15 protein-coding genes, 2 tRNA genes and 1 pseudogene are annotated in these 20943 nt (G+C 63.1%); 15 read left to right on the top strand and 3 right to left on the bottom strand.

The features are described from left to right. Positions 1–72 precede the first annotated feature (72 nt). A complete protein-coding gene (locus NKH03_RS02990; RefSeq protein WP_352967049.1) occupies positions 73–1530 on the bottom strand; it encodes an NAD-dependent succinate-semialdehyde dehydrogenase in 1458 nt (485 codons plus the stop codon). A gap of 189 nt (positions 1531–1719) precedes the next feature. Continuing rightward, complete coding sequence (locus NKH03_RS02985; RefSeq protein WP_352867574.1) at positions 1720–2667, bottom strand: AEC family transporter; 948 nt, start codon at positions 2665–2667, stop codon at positions 1720–1722. 144 nt (positions 2668–2811) lie between these two features. On the opposite strand from NKH03_RS02985, the gene NKH03_RS02980 reads away from it, so the two are divergent. From NKH03_RS02980 to NKH03_RS02935, 10 genes are all read left to right on the top strand, one after another. Next, a complete protein-coding gene (locus NKH03_RS02980) occupies positions 2812–5832 on the top strand; it encodes a caspase family protein (protein ID WP_352967048.1) in 3021 nt (1006 codons plus the stop codon). A gap of 96 nt (positions 5833–5928) precedes the next feature. Next, positions 5929–6477 carry a histidine phosphatase family protein gene (locus NKH03_RS02975; protein ID WP_352967047.1) on the top strand — a complete coding sequence of 183 codons (549 nt, stop codon included), beginning with the start codon at positions 5929–5931 and terminating at the stop codon, positions 6475–6477. Between the two features lie 226 nt (positions 6478–6703). Next, positions 6704–6777 (top strand) — tRNA-OTHER (locus NKH03_RS02970). A 2-nt stretch (positions 6778–6779) separates the two neighbouring features. After that, positions 6780–6848: transfer RNA gene (locus tag NKH03_RS02965), tRNA-Leu, on the top strand. A gap of 371 nt (positions 6849–7219) precedes the next feature. Next, the gene (locus tag NKH03_RS02960) at positions 7220–8362 is read left to right on the top strand and encodes a slipin family protein (protein ID WP_352967046.1); all 1143 of its coding nucleotides are present in this window, start codon (positions 7220–7222) and stop codon (positions 8360–8362) included. Between the two features lie 231 nt (positions 8363–8593). Further along, a complete protein-coding gene (locus NKH03_RS02955) occupies positions 8594–8875 on the top strand; it encodes an acyl carrier protein (protein ID WP_006335407.1) in 282 nt (93 codons plus the stop codon). Between the two features lie 56 nt (positions 8876–8931). Further along, positions 8932–10122 carry a beta-ketoacyl-ACP synthase gene (locus tag NKH03_RS02950; RefSeq protein ID WP_352876940.1) on the top strand — a complete coding sequence of 397 codons (1191 nt, stop codon included), beginning with the start codon at positions 8932–8934 and terminating at the stop codon, positions 10120–10122. Between the two features lie 51 nt (positions 10123–10173). Next, positions 10174–11451, top strand: a complete 1278-nt coding sequence (locus NKH03_RS02945; protein WP_352967045.1) for a beta-ketoacyl-ACP synthase — start codon at positions 10174–10176, stop codon at positions 11449–11451. Positions 11452–11487: 36 nt separating this feature from the next. Then, positions 11488–12516, top strand: coding sequence for a zinc-binding dehydrogenase (locus NKH03_RS02940; protein ID WP_352867564.1), 1029 nt, complete (start codon positions 11488–11490; stop codon positions 12514–12516). Between the two features lie 13 nt (positions 12517–12529). After that, a complete protein-coding gene (locus NKH03_RS02935) occupies positions 12530–13513 on the top strand; it encodes a lipid A biosynthesis lauroyl acyltransferase (protein WP_352967202.1) in 984 nt (327 codons plus the stop codon). A gap of 70 nt (positions 13514–13583) precedes the next feature. On the opposite strand, the gene NKH03_RS02930 is transcribed toward NKH03_RS02935, so the two are convergent. Further along, on the bottom strand, positions 13584–14012 hold the full coding sequence (locus NKH03_RS02930; protein ID WP_352867562.1) for a L,D-transpeptidase: 429 nt from the start codon (positions 14010–14012) through the stop codon (positions 13584–13586). Positions 14013–14234: 222 nt separating this feature from the next. Between NKH03_RS02930 and NKH03_RS02925 the strand changes: the two are divergent. From NKH03_RS02925 to NKH03_RS02905, 5 genes and pseudogenes are all read left to right on the top strand, one after another. Continuing rightward, positions 14235–15514: pseudogene (locus NKH03_RS02925) on the top strand (acetylornithine deacetylase/succinyl-diaminopimelate desuccinylase family protein). Positions 15515–15675: 161 nt separating this feature from the next. Then, the gene (locus NKH03_RS02920) at positions 15676–17154 is read left to right on the top strand and encodes an ABC transporter substrate-binding protein (protein WP_352967044.1); all 1479 of its coding nucleotides are present in this window, start codon (positions 15676–15678) and stop codon (positions 17152–17154) included. 247 nt (positions 17155–17401) lie between these two features. Next, the gene (locus NKH03_RS02915; protein WP_352967042.1) at positions 17402–18349 is read left to right on the top strand and encodes an ABC transporter permease; all 948 of its coding nucleotides are present in this window, start codon (positions 17402–17404) and stop codon (positions 18347–18349) included. Then, complete coding sequence (locus tag NKH03_RS02910; RefSeq protein WP_352867554.1) at positions 18346–19215, top strand: ABC transporter permease; 870 nt, start codon at positions 18346–18348, stop codon at positions 19213–19215. The genes NKH03_RS02915 and NKH03_RS02910 overlap by 4 nt, the downstream gene beginning before the upstream one ends. After that, positions 19212–20834 carry an ABC transporter ATP-binding protein gene (locus tag NKH03_RS02905; protein WP_352876950.1) on the top strand — a complete coding sequence of 541 codons (1623 nt, stop codon included), beginning with the start codon at positions 19212–19214 and terminating at the stop codon, positions 20832–20834. The genes NKH03_RS02910 and NKH03_RS02905 overlap by 4 nt, the downstream gene beginning before the upstream one ends. The last annotated feature ends 109 nt before the right edge of the window (positions 20835–20943 follow it).

The following is a 20943-nucleotide window of genomic DNA, read 5'->3' as shown; positions in this document are numbered from 1 at the left end:
CAGTTGATCCAGTCGGCTGGTTTTACCATGCAAGATGGGCAGGCCATTGGCCTCCCCATCTCAGGTAGCTAATCAGAGGCCGAGGCCGCCGATGCAGACATATTTGGTGTCGAGGTAATCCTCGATGCCCTGATGCCCGCCTTCCTTGCCGAGACCCGATTCCTTGACGCCGCCGAACGGCGCCTCCGGCGTGGTGATAAGGCCTTCATTGACACCGACCATGCCGTATCTGAGCCCTTCCATGACGCGGAAGGCGCGGCCGAGATCGCCGGTGTAAAAATAGCAGGCGAGGCCGAATTCGGTGTCGTTGGCGAGCGAGATGGCTTCCTCTTCGGCCTCGAACTTGAACACCGGTGCTACCGGGCCAAAGATCTCTTCCTTCATGAATCGCATCTTGGGTGTCGCGTTGGCGATGACCGTCGGCTGAAAGAACGAACCGCCGAGCGCATGGCGCTTGCCACCGGCGACGACCTTGCCGCCCTTGGAAGTCGCGTCGGCGATCAGTTCCTCGACCTTCTCGACCGCCTTCTCGTCGATCAGCGGTCCCTGCTGCACGCCGTCCTCGAGGCCGGAACCGACCTTAAGCCCGTCGCTGGCGGCGGCGAGCTTCTCGACGAACTTGTCATATACACCAGCCTGGACCAGGAAGCGGTTGGTGCAAACGCAGGTCTGGCCGGAATTGCGATACTTGGCGGTGATCGCACCGGCGACGGCACGCTCGAGATCGGCGTCGTCGAAGACGATGAACGGCGCGTTGCCGCCGAGTTCCATCGACACCTTCTTGACGGTGACGGACGACTTCTGAATGAGAAGCTTGCCGACCTCGGTCGAGCCGGTGAAGGTGATCTTCGACACCAGCGGATTTGCGCAGATCTCGTCGCCGATCTCGCTGGCCGAGCCGGTCAGGATGTTGATGACGCCCTTGGGGAAGCCGACTTCCTCGGCGAGCGCGCCCCAGGCAAGGCCCGAGTAAGGCGTCTGCGAGGCGGGCTTTACGACCGCGGTGCAGCCGGCGGCGAGCGCCGGGCCGAGCTTGCGGGCCAGCATCGAGGACGGGAAATTCCACGGGGTGATGGCGGCGATGACGCCGACCGGTTCCTTGGTGACGAGGATGCGGCGATCCGCCCATGGCGACGGTACGACGTCGCCATAGGTGCGGCGGCCTTCCTCGGCGAACCAAAGGATGTAGGACGCGGCCGAGCCGATCTCGCCCTTCGATTCGAACAGCGACTTACCCTGCTCGATGGTCAGCAACTCGGCCAGCACATCCTGATTGTCCATCATCGCGTCGTGCAGCTTGCGCAGCAGCTTCGAGCGCTCGAGCGCGGTGGTCTTGCGCCACGACTTGAAGGCGGCATCGGCGGCTTCGATGGCGCGGCGCGTCTCGGCCTTGCCCGACTTCGGTACGGTGCCGATCTTGAGGCCGGTGGCCGGATTGTTGACGTCGACCGTCTGGCCGCTGTCGGCCTGCACCCATTCGCCATTGATGAGATTGGCCTGCCGCATGAAATGGCTGGTTTTCTGAAGCATGGTCTATCCTCCGTTCGGCGCGCTGACGGCCGGTCTGTGAAGTCTTCGGTGAGCGTGCGCCATGGACTGGGGCCGGCACGCCGGAGCCACTGCTCTTTACCTAGGGCAAGGCCCGCAAGCAATCGCTACATGGCATATAGGGGTTGGACCAGCCCGAGGCGAGAGCAGGCCGGTGTGCATCCTGACCTATCAGAAAACGTGGAGCACCACCGTCAGCCAAAAAGCGGTGGTGACGGCGGCGCAGGCGGTGGCGATGGTCATCTGGTTCGACGCCAGCGCCTGGCCGGTGTTGAACTGCACCGCGATCAGATAGGAATTGACGCCGGATGGCATCGCGGCCACCATCACCGCCACCTTGGCGGTCAAGGGCGGCAGGCCGAGCAACCAGACGAAGGCGAGGACCAGCGCCGGCATCAGGAACAGCTTCAGCGCCGAAAGCACCAGCGCCGGCCTGACATTGCCCGAAATGCCGAAGCGGCGCAGGCTGAGCCCCATGGCGAACAACGCCACCGGCCCCGCCGTACCGGCCAGCGCATCGACCAGGCGCATGGCGACATCAGGCAGCGGGGCACCGGTGATGCGCCATGCAAGCCCTGCCAGAATGCCAATGATCAACGGATTCATGAAAAGCCGCTTGAGGAAGCTATGGATAACGCGCAAGGGATGCACCGGATCGCCGCTGGCGCGGCCGAAGGCTTCGAACAACACGATCGAGGCCATCAGCATGATCGGCAGATGCACCGAAACCAGCAAGGACAGCACTTCAAAACCATCCGCTCCGAATATGCCGAGGATAAAGGGAGCGCCGAGCAGCACGATATTGGAAAAGGCCGATGAAACTCCGCCGACGACGCCGGCGCGTGCATCTCGCCCAAATATCCGCGTGGTGACGAGATGGCCGGCGGCCCAGGTGATTGCCACGGCCGCGAAATAGGCGCCCCACAGCGACCAAGGTGCCACTCCGTGGAAATCCGCGTTCACCATGGTCTGGAACAACAGCAGCGGCATCGCTACGCTTACCGCGAAATCGGCTATGCCCTCGCCGCTCGCCGGCTTCAGATAGCCGGTGAACCCGGCGAGGTAGCCGAGCGCGACAAGGCTGAAGACGAAAAGGACGGTTTCGGTGAGCGGAGACATTTTTCCCGTGATAGGCGAGCCACGCTCGCGGCGCAATCGCGCCCGAATTTGATCATGCCCGAATTTGATCATGCCCGAATTTGATCATGGTAGACTGGCAGCATTGTAGAGGGTTTGGATCATCAGGGCGGACACCAACGACAAATGGCCTTTGTCGAAACCTTGAAGCGTAATCTTTTGCGGCAGGCGTGGCTGACGGCTTTCGTCGCCGCACTGATTTGCCTTGCCGTGACGGCGCTTGCCATAGCCGAAACCAAAAGCCTCAAGGGCGTGGCGCTGATCATCGGCCAGTCGAAATACGAGCACATAGCCGCGCTGCCCAACCCGGCCAATGACGCCCGCGACATGGCCAAGATGCTGACCGATCTCGGCTTCGATGCCCGCAGCGTCACCGATCGCGACGCCGCGAAGCTGAAGCGTGACCTGGAGCGCTTCTCGGAAGATGCCGAAGGCGCCGATGTCGCCTTCATCTATTATTCCGGCCACGGCATCGAGGCCGGCGGCGAGAACTATCTGGTTCCAGTCGATGCCGACGTATCGTCCCTCGGAGATGCCAACCAGGCGCTGGTGCCGATTTCCGCCGTCATGGACGCGCTGAAAGCGACCGTGCCTGTGACGATCGTGCTGCTCGATGCCTGCCGCACCAATCCGTTCCCCGCGGATGCCGTGGTGCGGCGCGCGCCGACCGCCTCCGCCTCGCCGATTGGTGCCGGCGGTCTGGAGCCGGTACGCGGCGCCAAGGCGCTCGGCAATACGCCGGCGGCCGATGCGAGCCTGGGCACCGTGGTCGGCTTCGCCGCCGAGCCGGGCCGTCCAGCGCTCGATGGCACCGCCGGCGAAAACAGCCCTTACGCGTCCGCCCTGCTGCGCCACCTCGCGGCGATGAAGGGCACCGAGTTCGGCTCGGTCATGCGCATGGTGACCGAGGAGGTCTATCTCGACACCAAGGCAAAGCAGCGCCCCTGGGTCAATGAAAGCCTGCGCCGACTGCTCTATTTCGGCGTCGCGCCAGCGGAGCCGACCGGCGACGACGGGCTGATCACCGGCGAGCGCCGCCAGTTGCTCTTGACCATTTCCGAGTTGCCCGACCCGAAACGTGGGCAAGTGGAACTGGCCTCGCTGCAGGAAGGCGTGCCGCTCGATGCACTCTATGGCGTGCTGAAGGCGCTCGGCACGGAAAGGATCCCCGAAGATCCGACCGACCTGCAAAAAGTGCTCGACGCGCAGGCTGAACGCCTGAAGAAGATGATGTCCGAGCGCGCCGCGCTGCGCACCGACGATCCGGAGATCAAACGGCTGGTCGCCTCCGCCGACAAAGCGATCGGCCAGGGCGCCATCGTGACGGCACGCACATTCCTCGACGACGCGGTCGGCCGGGTCGAGCAGACGATCGAGGCGGTCGATGAAGCCGAGGATCTCGTCAAGCAGAAGCGTCTTGCCGATGCCGCGATCTACGCCAGACGCGCCGATGCCTCGGGGCTGGTCTTCGACTACAGATCCGCCGCCGCCGATTATGCCAAGGCTTTCTCGCTGGCCGAAAAATGGGACGACAAACTGCGCTGGAACTACAAAAACCAGGAGGCCGAGGCGCTGAACGCTTACGGCTACGCCACCGGTGACCTGGATGCGCTGCAAAATTCCATCGAGGCCTATCGCACCATCCTGAACTTCATCCCCAATGGCGAACAGAATCGCGACTGGGCGATCACCCGCAACAACATGGCGGTTGTGCTGCAGACCATCGGCGAGCGCGAGACGGAGACCGCGCGCCTTGAAGAGGCAGCGCGGATCTTTCGCGATTCCCTTGTCGTGTTCGAGCGTGAGAAGGACGATCTCAACTGGGCCGCCGCGCAGAACAACCTGGCCAATGTGCTGTTGAAAATCGGCGAACGCGAGAGCGATCCTAAGCGCCTGAATGAAGCAGTGGTGGCGATGCGAGCCACCCTCGGGAAGCGCCCGCGCGACAAGGTGCCGCTCGACTGGGCGGCTTCGCAAAACAACCTCGGCCTGGCGCTCTATGCACTGTCCGAGCGTGAGGCCGCCGGCGAGCATCTGACGCAAGCCGAAGCCGCCTACCGGCTGGCGCTTGAGGAATACACGCGCGAAAAAGCACCGGTGGAATGGGCGATGGTCGAGAACAATCTCGGCAACACGCTTGTGTCGCTTGGCATCCAGCTCAACGACAACGCAACCATCAACGAGGCGGCCGACGCCTTCCGGGCCGCGCTAGAGGTGCGAACCCGTGAAACCTTCCCGGTCTCGTGGGCAACCAGCCGGCTCAACCTCGGCAACGCGCTAAGCGGTGTCGCCCGCTTCGATATGGGAACCGGCGCGCTCGAAGAGGCGGCGGCGGCCTATGACGATGCACTGACGGTGTTTACCCGGCAGCGTTTTCCGATGGACTGGGCGTCGGCGCAGAACAATCTCGGTTCGATCTACCAGACGCTTGGCCAGCGCACCCAAGACACGGCCAGGCTCGAGCAATCGGTGAGCGCCTTCCAGGCCGCACGGCGGGTCTATGTCAGGCGAAAATTCCCGCTCGACTGGGCAATGAGCCACTACAATCTGGGCAACACGCTGCAGCTTCTCGGCGGTGTGACCGACAAGCCGGAACATTACGGCGAGGCCATTGCCGCCTACCGCGATGCGTTGCGCGAGTACAAGCGCGAGACGAACCCGCGGCAATGGGCGCTGAGTGAGGCCGGTCTCGGTTCGGCGCTGCACTGGCTGAGCATGAGCGATGCCAATCCCAAAACCCTGCAGGATTCAATCGCGGCCCGGCGGGCAGCGCTTGAGGTGCTGACTATCGAAGCAGCCCCCATAGATTGGGCCAACGCTCAGAACGGCATAGGCATGAGTCTTCTCAACCTCGGCAATCTCGAACGCACCGATAAATACCTCAATGACGCAGAGGCAGCCTTCACGGCGACGCTGAAGGTATTCACCCGCGAGAGTCAGCCCTTGCAGTGGGCCTTCGAACAGAACAACCTCGGCGACGTCCATTGGAACCACGCCAGTTACGGCGCGGGTAAGCCGGAATATCTGAAAGCCATCGAATTCTTCGAGAACGCCAAGCGGGGGTTTACCGAAGCCGGCTACACGATGCCCATTCCGTTGACCGACCAGAAAATCGATCTGGCGAAGAAGCAGATGGCCAAGAAGTAGGGCTCCGCCCGACCGCGCCTTGTCTTTCGGATGGCTTTACGTCCCTATATGTCCGGTCACCGGAACCCATTGCCGGGAACCGGAGAAGGATAGCCTATGATTCGATTTGTGCTGGCTTTGCTTCTGATGGCCATCCCGGCCGCAGCCCACGCCACCGACGCCGGCTGGGCGCTATTACGCGACGGCGGCCATGTCGTGCTGCTGCGTCATGCTATGGTCACCGGCACCACCGATCCGGTCAATTTCGACATCGACAGCTGTACCACCCAGGTCAACCTGTCGGCGCGCGGCAAGCAGCAGGCGAGCAAGATTGGCGCCTTGTTCGCTGCTCGTGCGGCACCTATCGAGCGCGTGCTGTCCAGCCGCTACTGCCGCTGCCTCGACACTGCCCGCATCGCTTTCGAGGCCGAACCGAAGCTGTTTGCGCCGCTTGACCTCCTGAAGGGCGACGAGACGCAAAATGCCGCTCAGATCGCAGCGATCCTGAAGGAGATCCGCGACTATTCCGGCTCCGACAATCTGGTCATGGTCACCCATCTGGAAAATATCCAGGCCCTGACCGGCGTTTCGCCCCGCGAAGGCGAGGCCGTGGTCGTAGAGCCGCAGGGCGACGGCCTGCGCGTACTCGGCCGCGTCACCTTCTGAAGTTTCGACGCTCCCTTCAGCATTGGATCGGTGTTGCCGAAATGCCACCATTGAAAGAAGCTGCAAATCCGGCACGACAATGCCGCTTGCGACAACCCGTCGCAGGGGCTATAGGCGCGCTCCCGGTCACGAGAACTGGAGTGAGCACAACGGTTGGAGCTTTCGTCTCCGCCCGTGCAGGCGGCACTGCCGCCCTGTATACGGCGCCGCTTTGGGGATTGGGATCGCGGATGTAGCTCAGCGGGAGAGCGCCGGATTTGGGTCCGGAGGTCGGGGGTTCAAGTCCCTTCATCTGCACCACGGATAGCTCAGTTGGGTAGAGCATCAGATCGAGAATCTGACTGTCGAAGGTTCAAATCCTTCTCCATTGGCCTGATAAGCCAGCACCCTTCCACGGTGTTATCTGAAAAACGGTCCGGGGACTGGAATGCGAAAGACTGGACGGATGGCCCAAGCCCTCGGGCACGGATCATCCCGAAAGTCTGACGCCATCGGCTCGCGGCCAGGCCCGCGGTGACGATCAAGGCGCAGTTTAGCCGGCAAAGGAAGCTTCGGCTTCCGGCGCCCGCCTCGCTGCCCCGCGATCCGCTCCCGAAGGTCCGCCACGGATTGATGCCACCAGTCCCCGGATCATTCGTGCCCGGACGATGACGCAAGACGACGATGTGAAACGAGAAACGAAGGGAAGATCGACGCATGACTTGACGCCTCGCATGGGGCCATGCCCGACAGGAGTGAGACAATGACTGTTCTCGACAAGGTTCTTGGACGCGAGCGCGTCCTCGTAAGGGAAAACGAACGTGCCCTCACCCTCCACAAGGGTGAGATCAAGGCTGTCCTGATACCGGGCGAACATTGGCTCGCCAACCGGCGCGGCAGCCTTGAAGTGTCCCGGCACGATCTGAAGAACCCGGAATTCGTTTCGGCATACGAGAAGGCGTTGTTCGACAAGCTCCCGGATGTGGCCGCGCGTCATTTCACCGTGGTTCGCACCGGGCGAACGGACGTTGCCGTCATCGAGCGTGACGGCAATTTGCACGCCGTTCTGGCGCCGGATCGCAAGCTCGTGCTGTGGACGGATGCCGGCCCGTGGAAGGTGACGCTGATCGACACATCGGTCGATCTCGCGATCGACGCGGCGGTCATGCGCCGGCTCGGCCAGGCGCGGAAGGCGGAATTGATGTCCGTCCATCCGGTCGTCGACGGTCAGGCCGGACTGCTCTTCTTCGATGGTGTCCTGGTCAGGACGCTGACGGCGGGGGTGCATGGCTTCTGGAACGTCGGACGCATGGTGCAGATCAAGGTCGTCGACCTCAAGCGCCAGTCGCTCGACGTTGCCGGGCAGGAAGTGCTGACCAAGGATCGCGTCACGATCCGCGTCAACATCGCCGCCGAATACCGGGTCGTCGACCCGGTCAAGGCGGTGAGCATGGTGAAGGACTTCTCCGAAGCCCTCTACCGCGCCCTGCAGTATGCCTTCCGCAAGACGCTTGGCGCGCTGACGCTCGACCAGATCCTTGAAAGGAAGGTGACGATCGACGAGGAGGCGGCGGCCAAGGTTCGCGCCGATATGGCCGAGATCGGAGTGGAAGTCAGCGATATCGCCCTCAAGGATGTCATCCTGCCGGGCGAGATGCGCGAGATCCTCAACCAGGTGGTGTCGGCCGAAAAGCAGGCCGAGGCCAACATCATCCGTCGCCGCGAGGAGACGAACGCCACGCGTTCGCTGCTCAACACGGCCAGGGTGATGGCGGAAAACCCGGTGATGCTGCGGCTGAAGGAGCTCGAGGCTCTGGAAACCATCGCCGGAAAGGTCGAGCGGCTGACCGTCCACAACGGAACGGGCGGACTGCTCAACGATCTGGTCAAGCTCCGCGACAGCTGATGCATGTCGCCCAAAATGGTTCCGGTTTTGGGAAACGACATGCATCGAGACAAAGACTGACGTGACGTCAACGGGAAGGGCCGCCGGTCAGCCGGTGGCCCTTCTTGCCTTTGCAGAGCAGGGTTCCCATCTGCACCCGGCGTATGAGGCCTTTTCCTGCCGGAAAAAACCGATTAGACAGCGCCCAAACAAGATGCGGACAGATTCCGCCCGCAACCGAAGGAAAAGCCCTTGTCCACCACGTTCGACAAAGTCGCCAAGATCATTGCCGACACCAGCGAGATCGATATCGACACCATCACCCCAGAGAGCCACACGATCGACGATCTCGGCATCGACAGCCTCGATTTCCTCGACATCGTCTTCGCCATCGACAAGGAATTCGGCATCAAGGTGCCGCTGGAAAAGTGGACCCAGGAGGTCAATGACGGCAAGGCTTCGACCGACGATTACTTCGTCATGAAGAACCTGTGCGCCAAGATCGACGCGCTGGTCGCCGCCAAGAACGCCTGACTTCGGTTGAGCGCGCGATCTTGACGCGCTCTGCCGCCTGACCCACAAAGCCGCACATGAGCAGCCCCCGCGACGTCGTCATCACTGGTATCGGCCTTGTCTCCTCGCTGGGGGAAGGTCCGGACGCCCATTGGCAGAAGCTCGCGCAGCCGGGTCTCGAACCGGTGCTCGAGGCGGCACGCTTCGCGCCTTATACCGTCCATCCATTGCCTGAGATCGACTGGAACCTGCAGATCGCCAAACGCGGCGATCAGCGTCAGATGGAAACCTGGCAGAGGCTCGGCACCTACGCCGCCGGGCTTGCACTGGACGACGCCGGCATCAAGGGCAATGACGAACTCTGCACGACCATGGACATGGTCGTGGCCGCCGGCGGCGGCGAGCGCGACGAGGCGGTCGATGCCGCCATTCTCGCCGCTTCGGAAAGCCGCAACGACCGCGATGTGCTGCTCAACGAGAAATTGACCACCGAATTGCGGCCGACCTTGTTCCTGGCCCAGCTTTCCAACCTGCTCGCCGGCAACATCTCCATCGTCCACAAGGTGACGGGATCGTCCAGAACTTTCATGGGTGAGGAAGGTGCCGGCGTCGCCGCCGTCGAGACGGCCGCCGCGCGCATCCGTTCGGGCCAGTCGACGCATATCCTGGTCGGCGGCGCCTTCCAGACCGAACATTCCGACATGCTGCTCGGCTATGAGCTTGCCGGCTATTTGCATCGCGGCCCGTGGAAGCCGGTCTGGCAACGGCAAGGCGCTGAGGGCGGCGGCGTTGTGACCGGCTCCGGCGGCGCCTTCCTGGTGCTGGAGCAACGCGAACACGCGACAAGCCGGGGCCGGAAAATCTATGCTGAGCTTGGGCCGATCGTCTCCGGCCGCGCCAGGCGGCCACGGGGAGAACTCGATGCCGAGATCGCCGCGCTGCTCAAGCAGGCTGCATTGCCGAACGGCAAATTGCTGGCCCTGTCGGGCGCATCGGGCGCCCATGCGGCGACATCAGCCGAGAAAGCAGCGCTCGATGCCAATCCGGCGATCGCCGCGCGCGGTTTTTCGACGCTGACCGGGCACATGAAGGAAGCGCAGTTTCCCTTCGCCGTGGCGTTGGCGGCACTCGCTGTCGACCGCAAGGCCGCCTACCCTGTTTTTGATGCCGCAACCGAGACGCCGTTCGAAGGCGTTCCCGCAACCGTCCTTGCAACGGCGATCGGCTACCACCAATTCGAGGGCATGGCGCTGGTCAACGCCGCCTGAGGCGGCGCTCCGAGATCCATGCTGTAACGATAAAAGGTCGAGGGCTCCCGGATGGCCAATCTGAACGATCATATGGGCAGGCCGATTGTCGCCGTCACCGGCATCGGCGTGGTGACCTCGCTTGGCGTCGGCAAGACGGACAATTGGGCAGCGCTGACCTCGGGAAAGTCAGGCATCCACCCGATCACCCGCTTTCCGATCGATCAACTGAATACCCGCATCTCCGGCATGGTCGATTTCCTGCCGTCGAGTTCGAAGGGCGCTAGCCCCCTCACTTATGAGTTGGCCGAGCTTGCGGGCCTTGAAGCGGTGGCCGAAGCCGGTCTTGATTCCAGCGATTTCGGCGGACCGCTCTTCCTCGCCTCGCCGCCGGTCGAACTCGACTGGGCCGAGCGCTTCTCACTCTACAATTCCGACAAGAACAAGGATGACACCGCCGCCGAAAGTCTGCTTCGGGTGGCGCGTAGCTTGAAAGAGCTGGATATTTTCGAGACCACCCAGTTCGGTTCGATCGCCGGCCGCCTTGCCGACCGCCTCGGTACACGTGGTCTGCCGATCACGCTGTCGACGGCTTGCGCTTCAGGTGCCACCGCGATCCAGCTCGGTGTCGAGGCGATCCGACGCGGCGAATGCGACCGTGCGCTATCGATCGGCGCGGACGGTTCCGCGACCGCCGAGGCATTGATCCGTTTCTCATTGCTTTCGGCGCTCTCCACGCACAACGACATTCCCGAAAAGGCGTCGAAGCCTTTCTCCAGGGACCGCGACGGCTTCGTGCTGGCCGAGGGATCCGGGGCGCTGGTGCTGGAATCGCTTGAGACGGCATTGGCTCGCGGCGCCACTATCCTCGGCATCCTGGGCGGTTGCGGCGAGAAGGCCGACGACTTCCACCGCACCCGTTCGAAGCCGGACGCTTCGCCGGCCATCGCCGCGGTTCGCGCTGCCCTCGCCGATGCCGGCCTGAGTGAAGACGAGATCGACTATGTCAACGCCCATGGCACGTCGACTCCGGAGAACGACAAGATGGAACATCTGGCGCTGTCGACGGTATTCGGCGAGCGGATCGGCTCGATGCCGGTCTCGTCGAACAAGTCGATGATCGGCCACACGCTGTCGGCGGCCGGCGCCGTCGAGGCGGCGTTCTCACTGATGACGATGCGCGAGAGCGTCATTCCGCCGACCATCAACTATGACAATCCCGACCCCGCGATCGTGCTCGACGTGGTGCCGAACAAGAAGCGCAACGCCGAGGTTCGCACCGTTCTGTCGAACTCCTTCGGCTTCGGCGGCCAGAATACTTGCCTTGTCATGGCGCGGGAACCGGTCTAAGCGACCTTTCTCAGCCAGACTGAACCGACAGGCCCCATGCGCGCATTGCAACTTATCGAGGACCGCCGTCTTGAAACGGTGGACCTGCCGCCTCCCCCACCGCCGCCACTCGGCGAAGTCACGCTGCGCATCAAGGCGGTGGCGCTGAACCACATTGACGTCTGGGGCTGGCGCGGCATGGCCTTCGCCAAGCGCAAGCTGCCGCTGGTCGTCGGCGCGGAAGCCTCGGGCGAGGTCGAGGCGGTCGGCCCCGGTGTTTCCAGCCTGCTGCCCGGACAATTGGTGTCGATCTACGGCGCCCGCACCTGCGGACTTTGCCGAGCCTGCCGCGAAGGCCGAGACAATCTCTGCGAGCATGTTTCGGGCGTTCACGGCTTCCATCTCGACGGCTTCGCGCAGGAAAAGATCAACCTGCCCGCTCGCCTGCTGGTTCCTGCCCCGCCCGGCGTGACCGACATCGGCGCAGCGGTGGCGCCCGTCACCTTCGGCACTGTCGAGCATATGCTGTTCGACAATGCCAGGCTGCAGCCCGGCGAGACCATCCTCATTCATGCCGGCGGATCCGGCATCGGCTCGGCGGCCATCCAGCTGGCAAAGCGGATGGGCTGCACGATCATCACCACGGTCGGCTCCAACGATAAGATCGACAAGGCCAAGGCGCTCGGCGCCGACCATGTCATCAACTACCGTGACGACCGTTTCGAGGGCGTCGTGCGCAAGTTGACCAAGAAAAAGGGCGTCGATGTCGTGTTCGAACATGTCGGCGCCGACACTTTTGCCGCTTCCATGCTGTGCCTGAAGCGTGGCGGCCGCCTGGTGACCTGCGGTTCGACCTCGGGCGTGTCGACGCAGATCAACCTCATGCAGCTGTTCCAGCAGCAATTGAAACTGCTCGGTTCCTTCGGCTGCCGCATGGAGAACATGGCCAACGCCATGCAGAAGATGGCGGCGGGACAAGTCGCACCGGTCATCGATACCGAAGTCGACTTCGACGGTATCGATGCCGCGCTGAAGCGCATGGAAGGCCGCGACGTGTTCGGTAAGATCATCCTGCGCGTCGGCTAGAGCCTTGACTTCCGTGTTCAAGAAGTTTCGCCGGGATCTCAAATTTCGCTACGGCAGGCAGCTGCGCCAGCTCAACTACTGGCTGGTTGCGCGCGCGGCGATGTTGATCATCTCGATCCTGCGTCTGCTGCCGGCCGACAGCGCGCTGAATTTCGCCGACCGCGTCGCACGCCGCGTCGGCCCCTGGGTGGGACGCCATCAGGTCGCCGTCGACAATCTGCGCAAGGCCTATCCGGAAAAGGGCGAAGCCGAAATCCAGGCGATCGCCTCCGACATGTGGGGCAACATGGCCCGCCTTGCCGCCGAATACATCTTTCTCGACGCCCTGTTCGACTACGATCCCGCGGCCAGCACGCCCGGCCGCGTCGAGGTCAAGGGAACAGAGCATTTCGTCGAAATCGCGGGTGAACAGAAGCCGCATATCGTCTTCACCGGCCATCTCGGCAATTTCGAGTTGCTGCCGGTGGCGGCGGCGACCTTCGGCATGAACATCACGGCGCTGTTTCGCCCGCCCAACAATCCCTATCTCGCCGACTACATCCTCTCGACGCGCCGCTCGACCATGGGCTCTTTGCTGCCATCGATGGCCGGCGCCTCATTCGCGCTGGCGGGGGTCCTGGAGAATGGCGGCAACATCGGCATCCTTGTCGACCAGAAATTCTCCAACGGCCTGGATACGACCTTCTTCGGCCGTCCCTGCCAGAGCAACCGGGTGCTGGCCACCCTTGCCCGTCACTACGACTGCGACGTCTATCCGGCGCGCTGCGTCAGGCTGCCAGGCAATCGCTTCCGGCTCGAGATCGAGGACAAGCTGACGTTGCCGCGCACCGCTGACGGCAGTGTCGATGTCCACGCCACCACCCAGCGTCTCAACGACGTGGTCGAACGCTGGGTACGCGAAGATCCCGGCCAGTGGATGTGGTTCCACAAAAGGTGGGAGATCGGCGGCGGGCGACCAAAGCGCCGGCCGAAGCCCGCTCCGGCCGCAAACGCTTAAGCCTCGCCGCTGGCGGGGAGATTGGTCCTACCCCAGCCGATGATGCCGACTTCAGCGAATCTGGATCACCTCAGTTCGTCACTACAATCCGCGTGTTGCCGAAACCCACTTCCCGCACCATCGAATAGAAGGTTGCGGCATTGGCCGTATGCAGCCGCACGCAGCCATGCGACGCCGGGCGGCCGAGTTGCCTGACGGCGCCGGTCCCGTGGATGGCATAGCCGCCATGGAAGAAGACGGAGTATGGCATCGGCGACATATGGTATTTGCGCGAATACCACATCCGCGCCGTACGCTGCGGCCGATAGCTGCCGCGCGGCGTGAAATAGCCAGCGCGGGCGGTGGAGACACTCCACCGGTAAACCGACAGGCCATACCTGACCGTCATCGTCTGCGACGACACGTCTATGTTTGCAACGAGGCTGGCCGCCCAGCCCTGCCCCGAAGCACCGAACAGCATCGCGACAAAAATGGCCGCCATGAGAACTGTCTTTTTCATGCGATCAAACCCCTTTGATTGCCCCTTACTCGCCTGCCATCACGTTGTTTTTCATCTTTTTAATGGCAGGTGAACGGGGTAGCACACACTCCTTGACCAATTCGCCAATCCAAAGCAGCCAATTTGAACGATTTCCCGCGATAGTTGCCGCAACGACACGCCGCACGGGCTCGATCACCAGCGGGCTTGCAAAATCGGGACGATCGCTCTCAACTCCGCCGCATGAACGAGCGACTCCTCCAGGCAATCGATAACAGGCGCGACGATATCGTCGCGCTGACCGCCGAGCTGATCCGTTTTCCGACCATCAACCCGCCCGGTGAAGCCTACCGGCCATGCGCCGAATATCTCGGCGCGCGGCTGAAGAAGAGCGGTTTCGAGACCGAATTCATTCGAGCCGAAGGCACCCCCGGCGACACCAACCGCTACCCGCGCGTCAATGTCGTTGCCCGTTTCGACGGCAGGTCTCCCGGCGCCTGCGTCCACTTCAACTCGCATATCGACGTGGTCGAAGCCGGCGACGGCTGGACCGTCGATCCCTTTGCCGGCATCGTCAGGGACGGCAAGGTTTATGGCCGCGGCGCCTGCGACATGAAGGGCGGTCTTGCCGCCTCGATCATTGCCGCCGAAGCCTTCCTGGAAGTGTTTCCCGACTTTCCCGGCGCCATCGAAATATCCGGCACCGTCGACGAGGAGTCCGGCGGCTTCGGCGGCGTCGCCCATCTGGCCAGGCTCGGCTATTTCTCGAAACCCAGGGTCGACCACGTCATCATTCCCGAGCCGCTGAACAAGGACCGCATCTGCCTCGGTCATCGCGGCGTCTGGTGGGCGGAGATCGAGACCAAGGGCGAGATCGCGCACGGCTCGATGCCGTTTCTCGGCGACAATGCTGTACGCCATATGGGTGCCGTGCTCAGGGCATTCGAGGACGAACTGTTCCCTGCGCTCGACCGCAAGATGACGCGCATGCCGGTCGTGCCCGAAGGAGCAAAACGCTCGACCATGAACATCAATTCGATCCATGGCGGCCAGACGGAGGATTTCCGGCCCGGCCTGCCCTCGCCCAACGTGCCCGATTCCTGCCGGCTGACCATCGATCGTCGCTTCCTGCTCGAGGAAGATCTCGATACCGTCAAAGGTGAAGTAACCGGCATTCTCGACCGCCTGAAGCGCGAGCGGAACAAATTCGACTATGAAATCCGCGACCTGATGGAAGTGCTGCCGCTGATGACGGAGCGCGACGCGCCGGTGGTCAAGGCGGTGGCGCAAGGCATCATGGCGGTCTTCGACCGCGAACCCGACTACGTCATTTCGCCGGGCACCTACGACCAGAAGCACATTGCCCGCATCGGCCACATCTACGATTGCATCGCCTATGGCCCAGGCATTCTCGACCTAGCCCACCGCCGGACGAATGGGTCGGGATATCGGACATGGTGGAATCGGCCAAGGTGATGGCGATCGGGCTCAACGTGCTGTTGCGCGGCACAGCCACGGGATAGCCCCACATCGCGACAAGCTTCGACTGCCGATAGGGCTGTCAGGACAAAAACATTCCCAGCTACGGCAACGGGCAGAACGAAACGCAATTTACTCCGCGGCAAAATCACGCTTCTATCGCCCGGGTTTGAGCACGTGTCTGAAACGCATGGGGAGTTGCACGATGAAATTGTGGAAAACCATTCTGGCCGCGACGATCCTTGCACTAGCCGCTGACTGTCAGGCGTTTGCCGCGCGAACCGACCTCGTCATCGGCATCCCGCTCGAACCCCCGCATCTCGATCCGACCGCGGGTGCAGCCGCGGCGATCGACGAGGTTCTCTACGCCAATGTGTTCGAGGGCCTGACGCGCATCGGGCCGAATGGCGAGGTGCTGCCGGATCTGGCCGAAAGCTGGACCATTTCCGATGATGGCAAGGTCTACACCTTCAAGCTGCACACCGGCGTGAAATTCCACGACGGTACCGACTTCGATGCCAGCGACGTGAAATTCTCGCTCGACCGCGCCCGCGCCGACAATTCGGTCAATGCGCAAAAGGGCCTGTTCGCGGCTATCGACACGGTCGAAATCGTCGACCCGGCAACGGTCAAGGTCACGCTGAAGAACCCGCAGGGCTCCTTCCTCTACAATATGGGCTGGGGCGACGCGGTGATCGTGGCGCCTGAGACAGCCGACACCAACAAGGAGAAGCCGATCGGCACCGGCCCGTTCAAATTCCAGGGCTGGGCCAAGGGATCCTCGATCACCCTGGTCAAATCGGACAGTTACTGGGGCACGCCGGCGTCCCTCGACAAGGCCGAATTCCGCATCGTGCCGGATGCCGCGGCCTATGTGCCGGCACTGCTCTCGGGCGACATCCAGGCTTTCCCGTTCTTCGACGCCGACAGCGTCGCGCAGGTCAAGGACGACCCGCGCTTCAAGGTGGTGATCGGCGCGACCGAGGGCGAAACCATCCTGTCGATCAACAACAAGAAGCCACCCTTCGACAAATTGCAGGTGAGACAGGCGATCTCCTATGCGCTCGACCGCAAGGCGATCATCGACGGCGCCTCCGCCAGCCTCGGCGTGCCGATCGGCTCGCACATGTCGCCCGCCAACAAGGACTATGTCGATCTCACCGGCCGCTATCCGCATGATGTCGCGAAGGCAAAGGAACTGCTGAAGGAAGCGGGGCTGGAGAACGGCTTCAAGGCAACGCTGAAATTGCCGCCGCCCTCTTACGCGCGGCTTGGCGGCGAGATCATCGCCTCCGAGCTTCGCGACATCGGCATCGACCTCGAAATCATTCCTGTCGAATGGGCGCAGTGGCTGGATCAGGTATTCACCAAGAAGGACTACGACCTGACCATCGTCTCCCACACCGAACCCAACGACATCGATATCTATTCGCGCAAGGATTATTACTTCAACTACGACAACCCGGCCTTCGACAAGGTGATCGCCGATCTGAACCTCACCTCCGGCGAGGCCAAGCGCAAGGAATTGCTGGGACAGGCACAGAAGATCCTGGCCGACGACGCCGTGGTCGGTTTCCTCTACGAATTGCCGAAGGTCGGAGTATGGGACGCCAAGCTGCAAGGGCTGTGGGAAAACGCGCCCATCCAGGCGAACGACCTGACCAAGGTGAAGTGGTCGGATTGAAGACTCAGGCTGCCTGGCGGAATTTGCGCTCCGTCACACCCCCCTCTGCCCTGCCGGGCATCTCCCCCGCAAGGGGGGAGATCGGCAGTTTCTGCGTCGCCGACAGCCATGCCATTTCGGCGATTGGCGAGAGCGTAAATGAGAGCTCAATCTCCCCCCTTGCGGGGGAGATGTCCGGCAGGACAGAGGGGGGTGGGCGGGAACGCAACCATCGCCCGGTGGGCAAAACAACAGTGCCTCACCTTCCATGACCGCCTACCTCCTCAAGCGCCTCGCCATTGCGCTCGCCACGCTGTTGCTGGCTTCCATGGTGGTGTTCGCCGTGCTGGAGATACTGCCCGGCGATCCGGCACGGCTGATGCTGGGCATGAACGCCAGTGCCGATCAGGTCGAATTGCTGCGCAACCAGATGGGCCTCAACGCGCCGCTGGCCTTGCGCTATCTCCACTGGGCCGGCGGCCTGCTCAGTCTCGATTTCGGACGCTCCTACACCTATTCGGTGCCGGTCATCGATCTGGTGCGCGAACGGCTTGCCGTCTCGCTGCCGCTGGCGCTGATTGCGCTTGCGCTCTCCACCATGATCGCCATTCCCGTCGGCCTGTTTTCCGCCAGCCGGCGTGGACGCGCCGGTGATACGATTTCCATGGGCGCCGCCCAGCTTGGCGTCGCCGTGCCGAATTTCTGGTTCGCGCTGATGCTGATCTATGTCTTCGCCGTCTGGCTGCGGCTGGTTCCGGCCGGCGGCTTTCCCGGCTGGAGTGCCGGCATCTGGCTGGCGCTGAAATCACTACTACTGCCGGCAGTGGCTCTCGCCTTGCCGCAAGCCGCGATCCTGGCGCGCGTCACCCGCTCGGCGCTGATCGAGGTGCTGAACGAGGATTATGTCCGCACCGCCCGCGCCAAGGGCTTGCCCTATCGCGCCGTCTTGTGGCGACACGCGCTGCGCAACGCCATGATCCCCGTGCTGACCATCCTGGGCCTGCAATTCGCCTTCCTGCTTGCCGGCACCATCATCATCGAGAATGTCTTTTACCTGCCCGGCCTCGGCCGGCTGGTGTTCCAGGCGATCACCCAGCGCGACCTGATCGTCGTCGAAAGCGTGGTCATGCTGCTGGTCGCCGCCGTCATTACCGTCAACCTCCTCGTCGACCTTTCCTATGCGGTCGTCGATCCGCGCCTGAGAAGCCGGCAATGACGCTCCATATCGACATCCCCGAGGAGACGCTCGGCAGCATCCTGGCCAAGGCATTCAGGAATACCGCCTTCGTTGCCGGTTTCGTCATCACCTTGCTGATCCTGGCAATGGCCATCGTCTCCTATGGCTGGACGCCCTACGACGTCACGAAGCTGGTGATATCGGACAAGACACAGGCACCCTCGCTGGCGCACTGGTTCGGCACCGACCATTTCGGTCGCGACATCCTGTCGATGGTCATGGTCGGCGCCCGCAATTCGATTGCCGTGGCGTTGGTCGCTGTCGGCATCGGCATGGGGGTCGGCGTACCGCTCGGCGCCTTTGCCGCGGCACGCGGCGGCCTCGTCGACGAGGCGCTGATGCGGCTGAACGATCTCGTCTTCGCCTTCCCGGCGCTGCTGTCGGCGATCATGATAACCGCGATCTTCGGGCCGGGCGCCGTCAACGCCATCATCGCCATCGGCATCTTCAACATCCCGGTCTTTGCCCGTGTCGCCCGTGCCGGCGCACTGGCGATATGGCCGCGCGAGTTCATTCTTGCCGCGCGCGCCGCCGGCAAGAGCAGCACGCAGATATCAATCGAACATGTGCTGCCCAACATCGCCACGCTGCTCCTGGTGCAAGGCACCATCCAGTTCGCGCTGGGCATCCTGGCGGAGGCCGGGCTTTCCTACCTGGGCCTCGGCGCCCAGCCGCCAATGCCGAGTTGGGGCCGCATGTTGTTCGACGCACAGACCCGCATGGTGGTGGCGCCATGGATGGCAATCTTTCCCGGCATGGCGATCGTTGTCACCGTGCTGGGGCTGAACCTCCTGGGCGACGGCATCGCCGACATCCTCGATCCGAAATCGCGGCGGCAGCGATGAGCCTGCTCGACATCGAGAACCTGTCGCTGACCATCGGCGACACACCGATCCTCAAGGGCATGGAACTTTCCGTCGCGCCCGGCGAGGTGATGGGGCTGGTCGGCGAATCCGGTTCGGGCAAGTCGATGACCGCGCTGACGGTGATGCAGCTTCTGCCCCATGCCGCGCGCGCCACCGGACGCGTCTCGTTCGACGGCATCGACCTCCTCGCGGCAACCGAGGACCAGATGTGCGCGCTGCGCGGCGACGACATCGGCATGGTGTTCCAGGAGCCGATGACGGCACTCAATCCGGTCAAGACCATCGGCGAACAGGTCGCGGAAGGCATTCGCTGGCACACCAAGGCAAGCCGCGCCGAGGCCGAAGACCGGGCGCGAAAAATGCTCGACCGGGTCGGCTTGCCGCAAGCGAAATTCCCAATGTCGCGCTATCCGCACGAACTGTCGGGCGGCCAGCGCCAGCGCGTTGTCATCGCCATCGCCTGCGCGCTGAAGCCGAAGCTGCTGATCGCCGACGAGCCGACCACGGCGCTCGACGTGGTGCTGCAGGCGCAGATACTCGACCTCCTGCGCGACCTCGTCGCTGAAAGCCGCATGGGGCTGCTGCTGATCTCGCACGACCTTGCCGTGGTGACTGAGATGGCCGACCGCATCACCATCCTGCGCCGCGGCGAGGTCATGGAAACCGGCGACACGGCCCGCACGCTGTCCGAACAGCTTCACCCCTACACGCGGCAGCTGGCGCAGGCCTCGATGCATGTTCCGGCGCGCGCTAGGCCGCATGGTATCGAGACGGGCCGACCTTTGCTCCAGGTCGAGGGCGTGACCCGCGACTATGCCGGCCGGCGCACCTCGCTGTTCAGGCGCGCGCCTGGTATCCGCGCCGTCGACGATGTGTCCTTGTCGATGGCGCCGGGTCAATCGGTGGCGTTGGTCGGCCGCTCCGGCTGCGGCAAGTCAACACTCGCCCGGATGATCCTGGCACTGGACCGGCCAAGCTCGGGCACGATCCGGTTTCGCGGCGAGACCATCACCGGTAAAGGCGAGACAGAGCTGAAGCCGGCCCGGCGTAACATGCAGGTTGTCTTCCAGGATCCCTATGGCTCCTTCGACCCGCGTCAGAAGGTCGAAAAGCTGGTCGCGGAACCATTGCATGTACAGGACAAGAAGCCGACGCGCGCCGAGCGCCGCGAAATGGTGGCGCATGCGCTGCACGAAGTCGGGCTCGACCAGCGCGACATGGACAAATATCCGCACGAGTTTTCCGGCGGCCAGCGTCAGCGCCTATCGATCGCCCGCGCCATAATCACCCGCCCGAAACTGGTCGTCGCCGACGAGCCGGTCTCGGCGCTCGATGTCTCGATCCGCGCCCAGATCCTCGACCTGTTCGCCGAGCTCAACCAAAAGCTCGGCATCGCCTATCTCTTCATCACCCACGACCTGACCGTCGCCCGCGCCATCACGGACGAGGTGCTGGTCATGCATGACGGCAAGATCGTCGAGCGCGGCAAGACGAACGAGGTGCTCGATCACCCGCAGTCCGAGGCGGCCAAGGCGCTTGTCAGTGCCGCTCCTGATCTGCACCGGGCTATCGCTCGGCGAATGCAGGAACAGGGTTAGAGCGTCTCAGAGGCTGTTTCGAAATTCGCTCTGGCGAGCCAGCTGGTGGCTGTATCGGGGTCGCGGAGCGACGAGCGGAGCGGACATTTGGGCCCGAGAGCACTGGGAA

The organism is Mesorhizobium sp. M1406, assembly GCF_040317555.1.
Classification (GTDB): Bacteria; Pseudomonadota; Alphaproteobacteria; order Rhizobiales; family Rhizobiaceae; genus Mesorhizobium.
Note: the sequence above shows the minus strand (reverse complement) of the source record. Positions and strands in the feature narration are given on the sequence as shown.

Coding starts and splice junctions, on each gene's coding strand:
- NKH03_RS02910 (WP_352867554.1), top strand. CDS start 18,346: ATGACGCTCCATATCGACATCCCCGAGGAGACGCTCGGCAGCATCCTG.
- NKH03_RS02985 (WP_352867574.1), bottom strand. CDS start 2,667: ATGTCTCCGCTCACCGAAACCGTCCTTTTCGTCTTCAGCCTTGTCGCG.
- NKH03_RS02940 (WP_352867564.1), top strand. CDS start 11,488: ATGCGCGCATTGCAACTTATCGAGGACCGCCGTCTTGAAACGGTGGAC.
- NKH03_RS02990 (WP_352967049.1), bottom strand. CDS start 1,530: ATGCTTCAGAAAACCAGCCATTTCATGCGGCAGGCCAATCTCATCAAT.
- NKH03_RS02945 (WP_352967045.1), top strand. CDS start 10,174: ATGGCCAATCTGAACGATCATATGGGCAGGCCGATTGTCGCCGTCACC.
- NKH03_RS02950 (WP_352876940.1), top strand. CDS start 8,932: ATGAGCAGCCCCCGCGACGTCGTCATCACTGGTATCGGCCTTGTCTCC.
- NKH03_RS02930 (WP_352867562.1), bottom strand. CDS start 14,012: ATGAAAAAGACAGTTCTCATGGCGGCCATTTTTGTCGCGATGCTGTTC.
- NKH03_RS02905 (WP_352876950.1), top strand. CDS start 19,212: ATGAGCCTGCTCGACATCGAGAACCTGTCGCTGACCATCGGCGACACA.
- NKH03_RS02920 (WP_352967044.1), top strand. CDS start 15,676: ATGAAATTGTGGAAAACCATTCTGGCCGCGACGATCCTTGCACTAGCC.
- NKH03_RS02975 (WP_352967047.1), top strand. CDS start 5,929: ATGATTCGATTTGTGCTGGCTTTGCTTCTGATGGCCATCCCGGCCGCA.
- NKH03_RS02980 (WP_352967048.1), top strand. CDS start 2,812: ATGGCCTTTGTCGAAACCTTGAAGCGTAATCTTTTGCGGCAGGCGTGG.
- NKH03_RS02915 (WP_352967042.1), top strand. CDS start 17,402: ATGACCGCCTACCTCCTCAAGCGCCTCGCCATTGCGCTCGCCACGCTG.
- NKH03_RS02960 (WP_352967046.1), top strand. CDS start 7,220: ATGACTGTTCTCGACAAGGTTCTTGGACGCGAGCGCGTCCTCGTAAGG.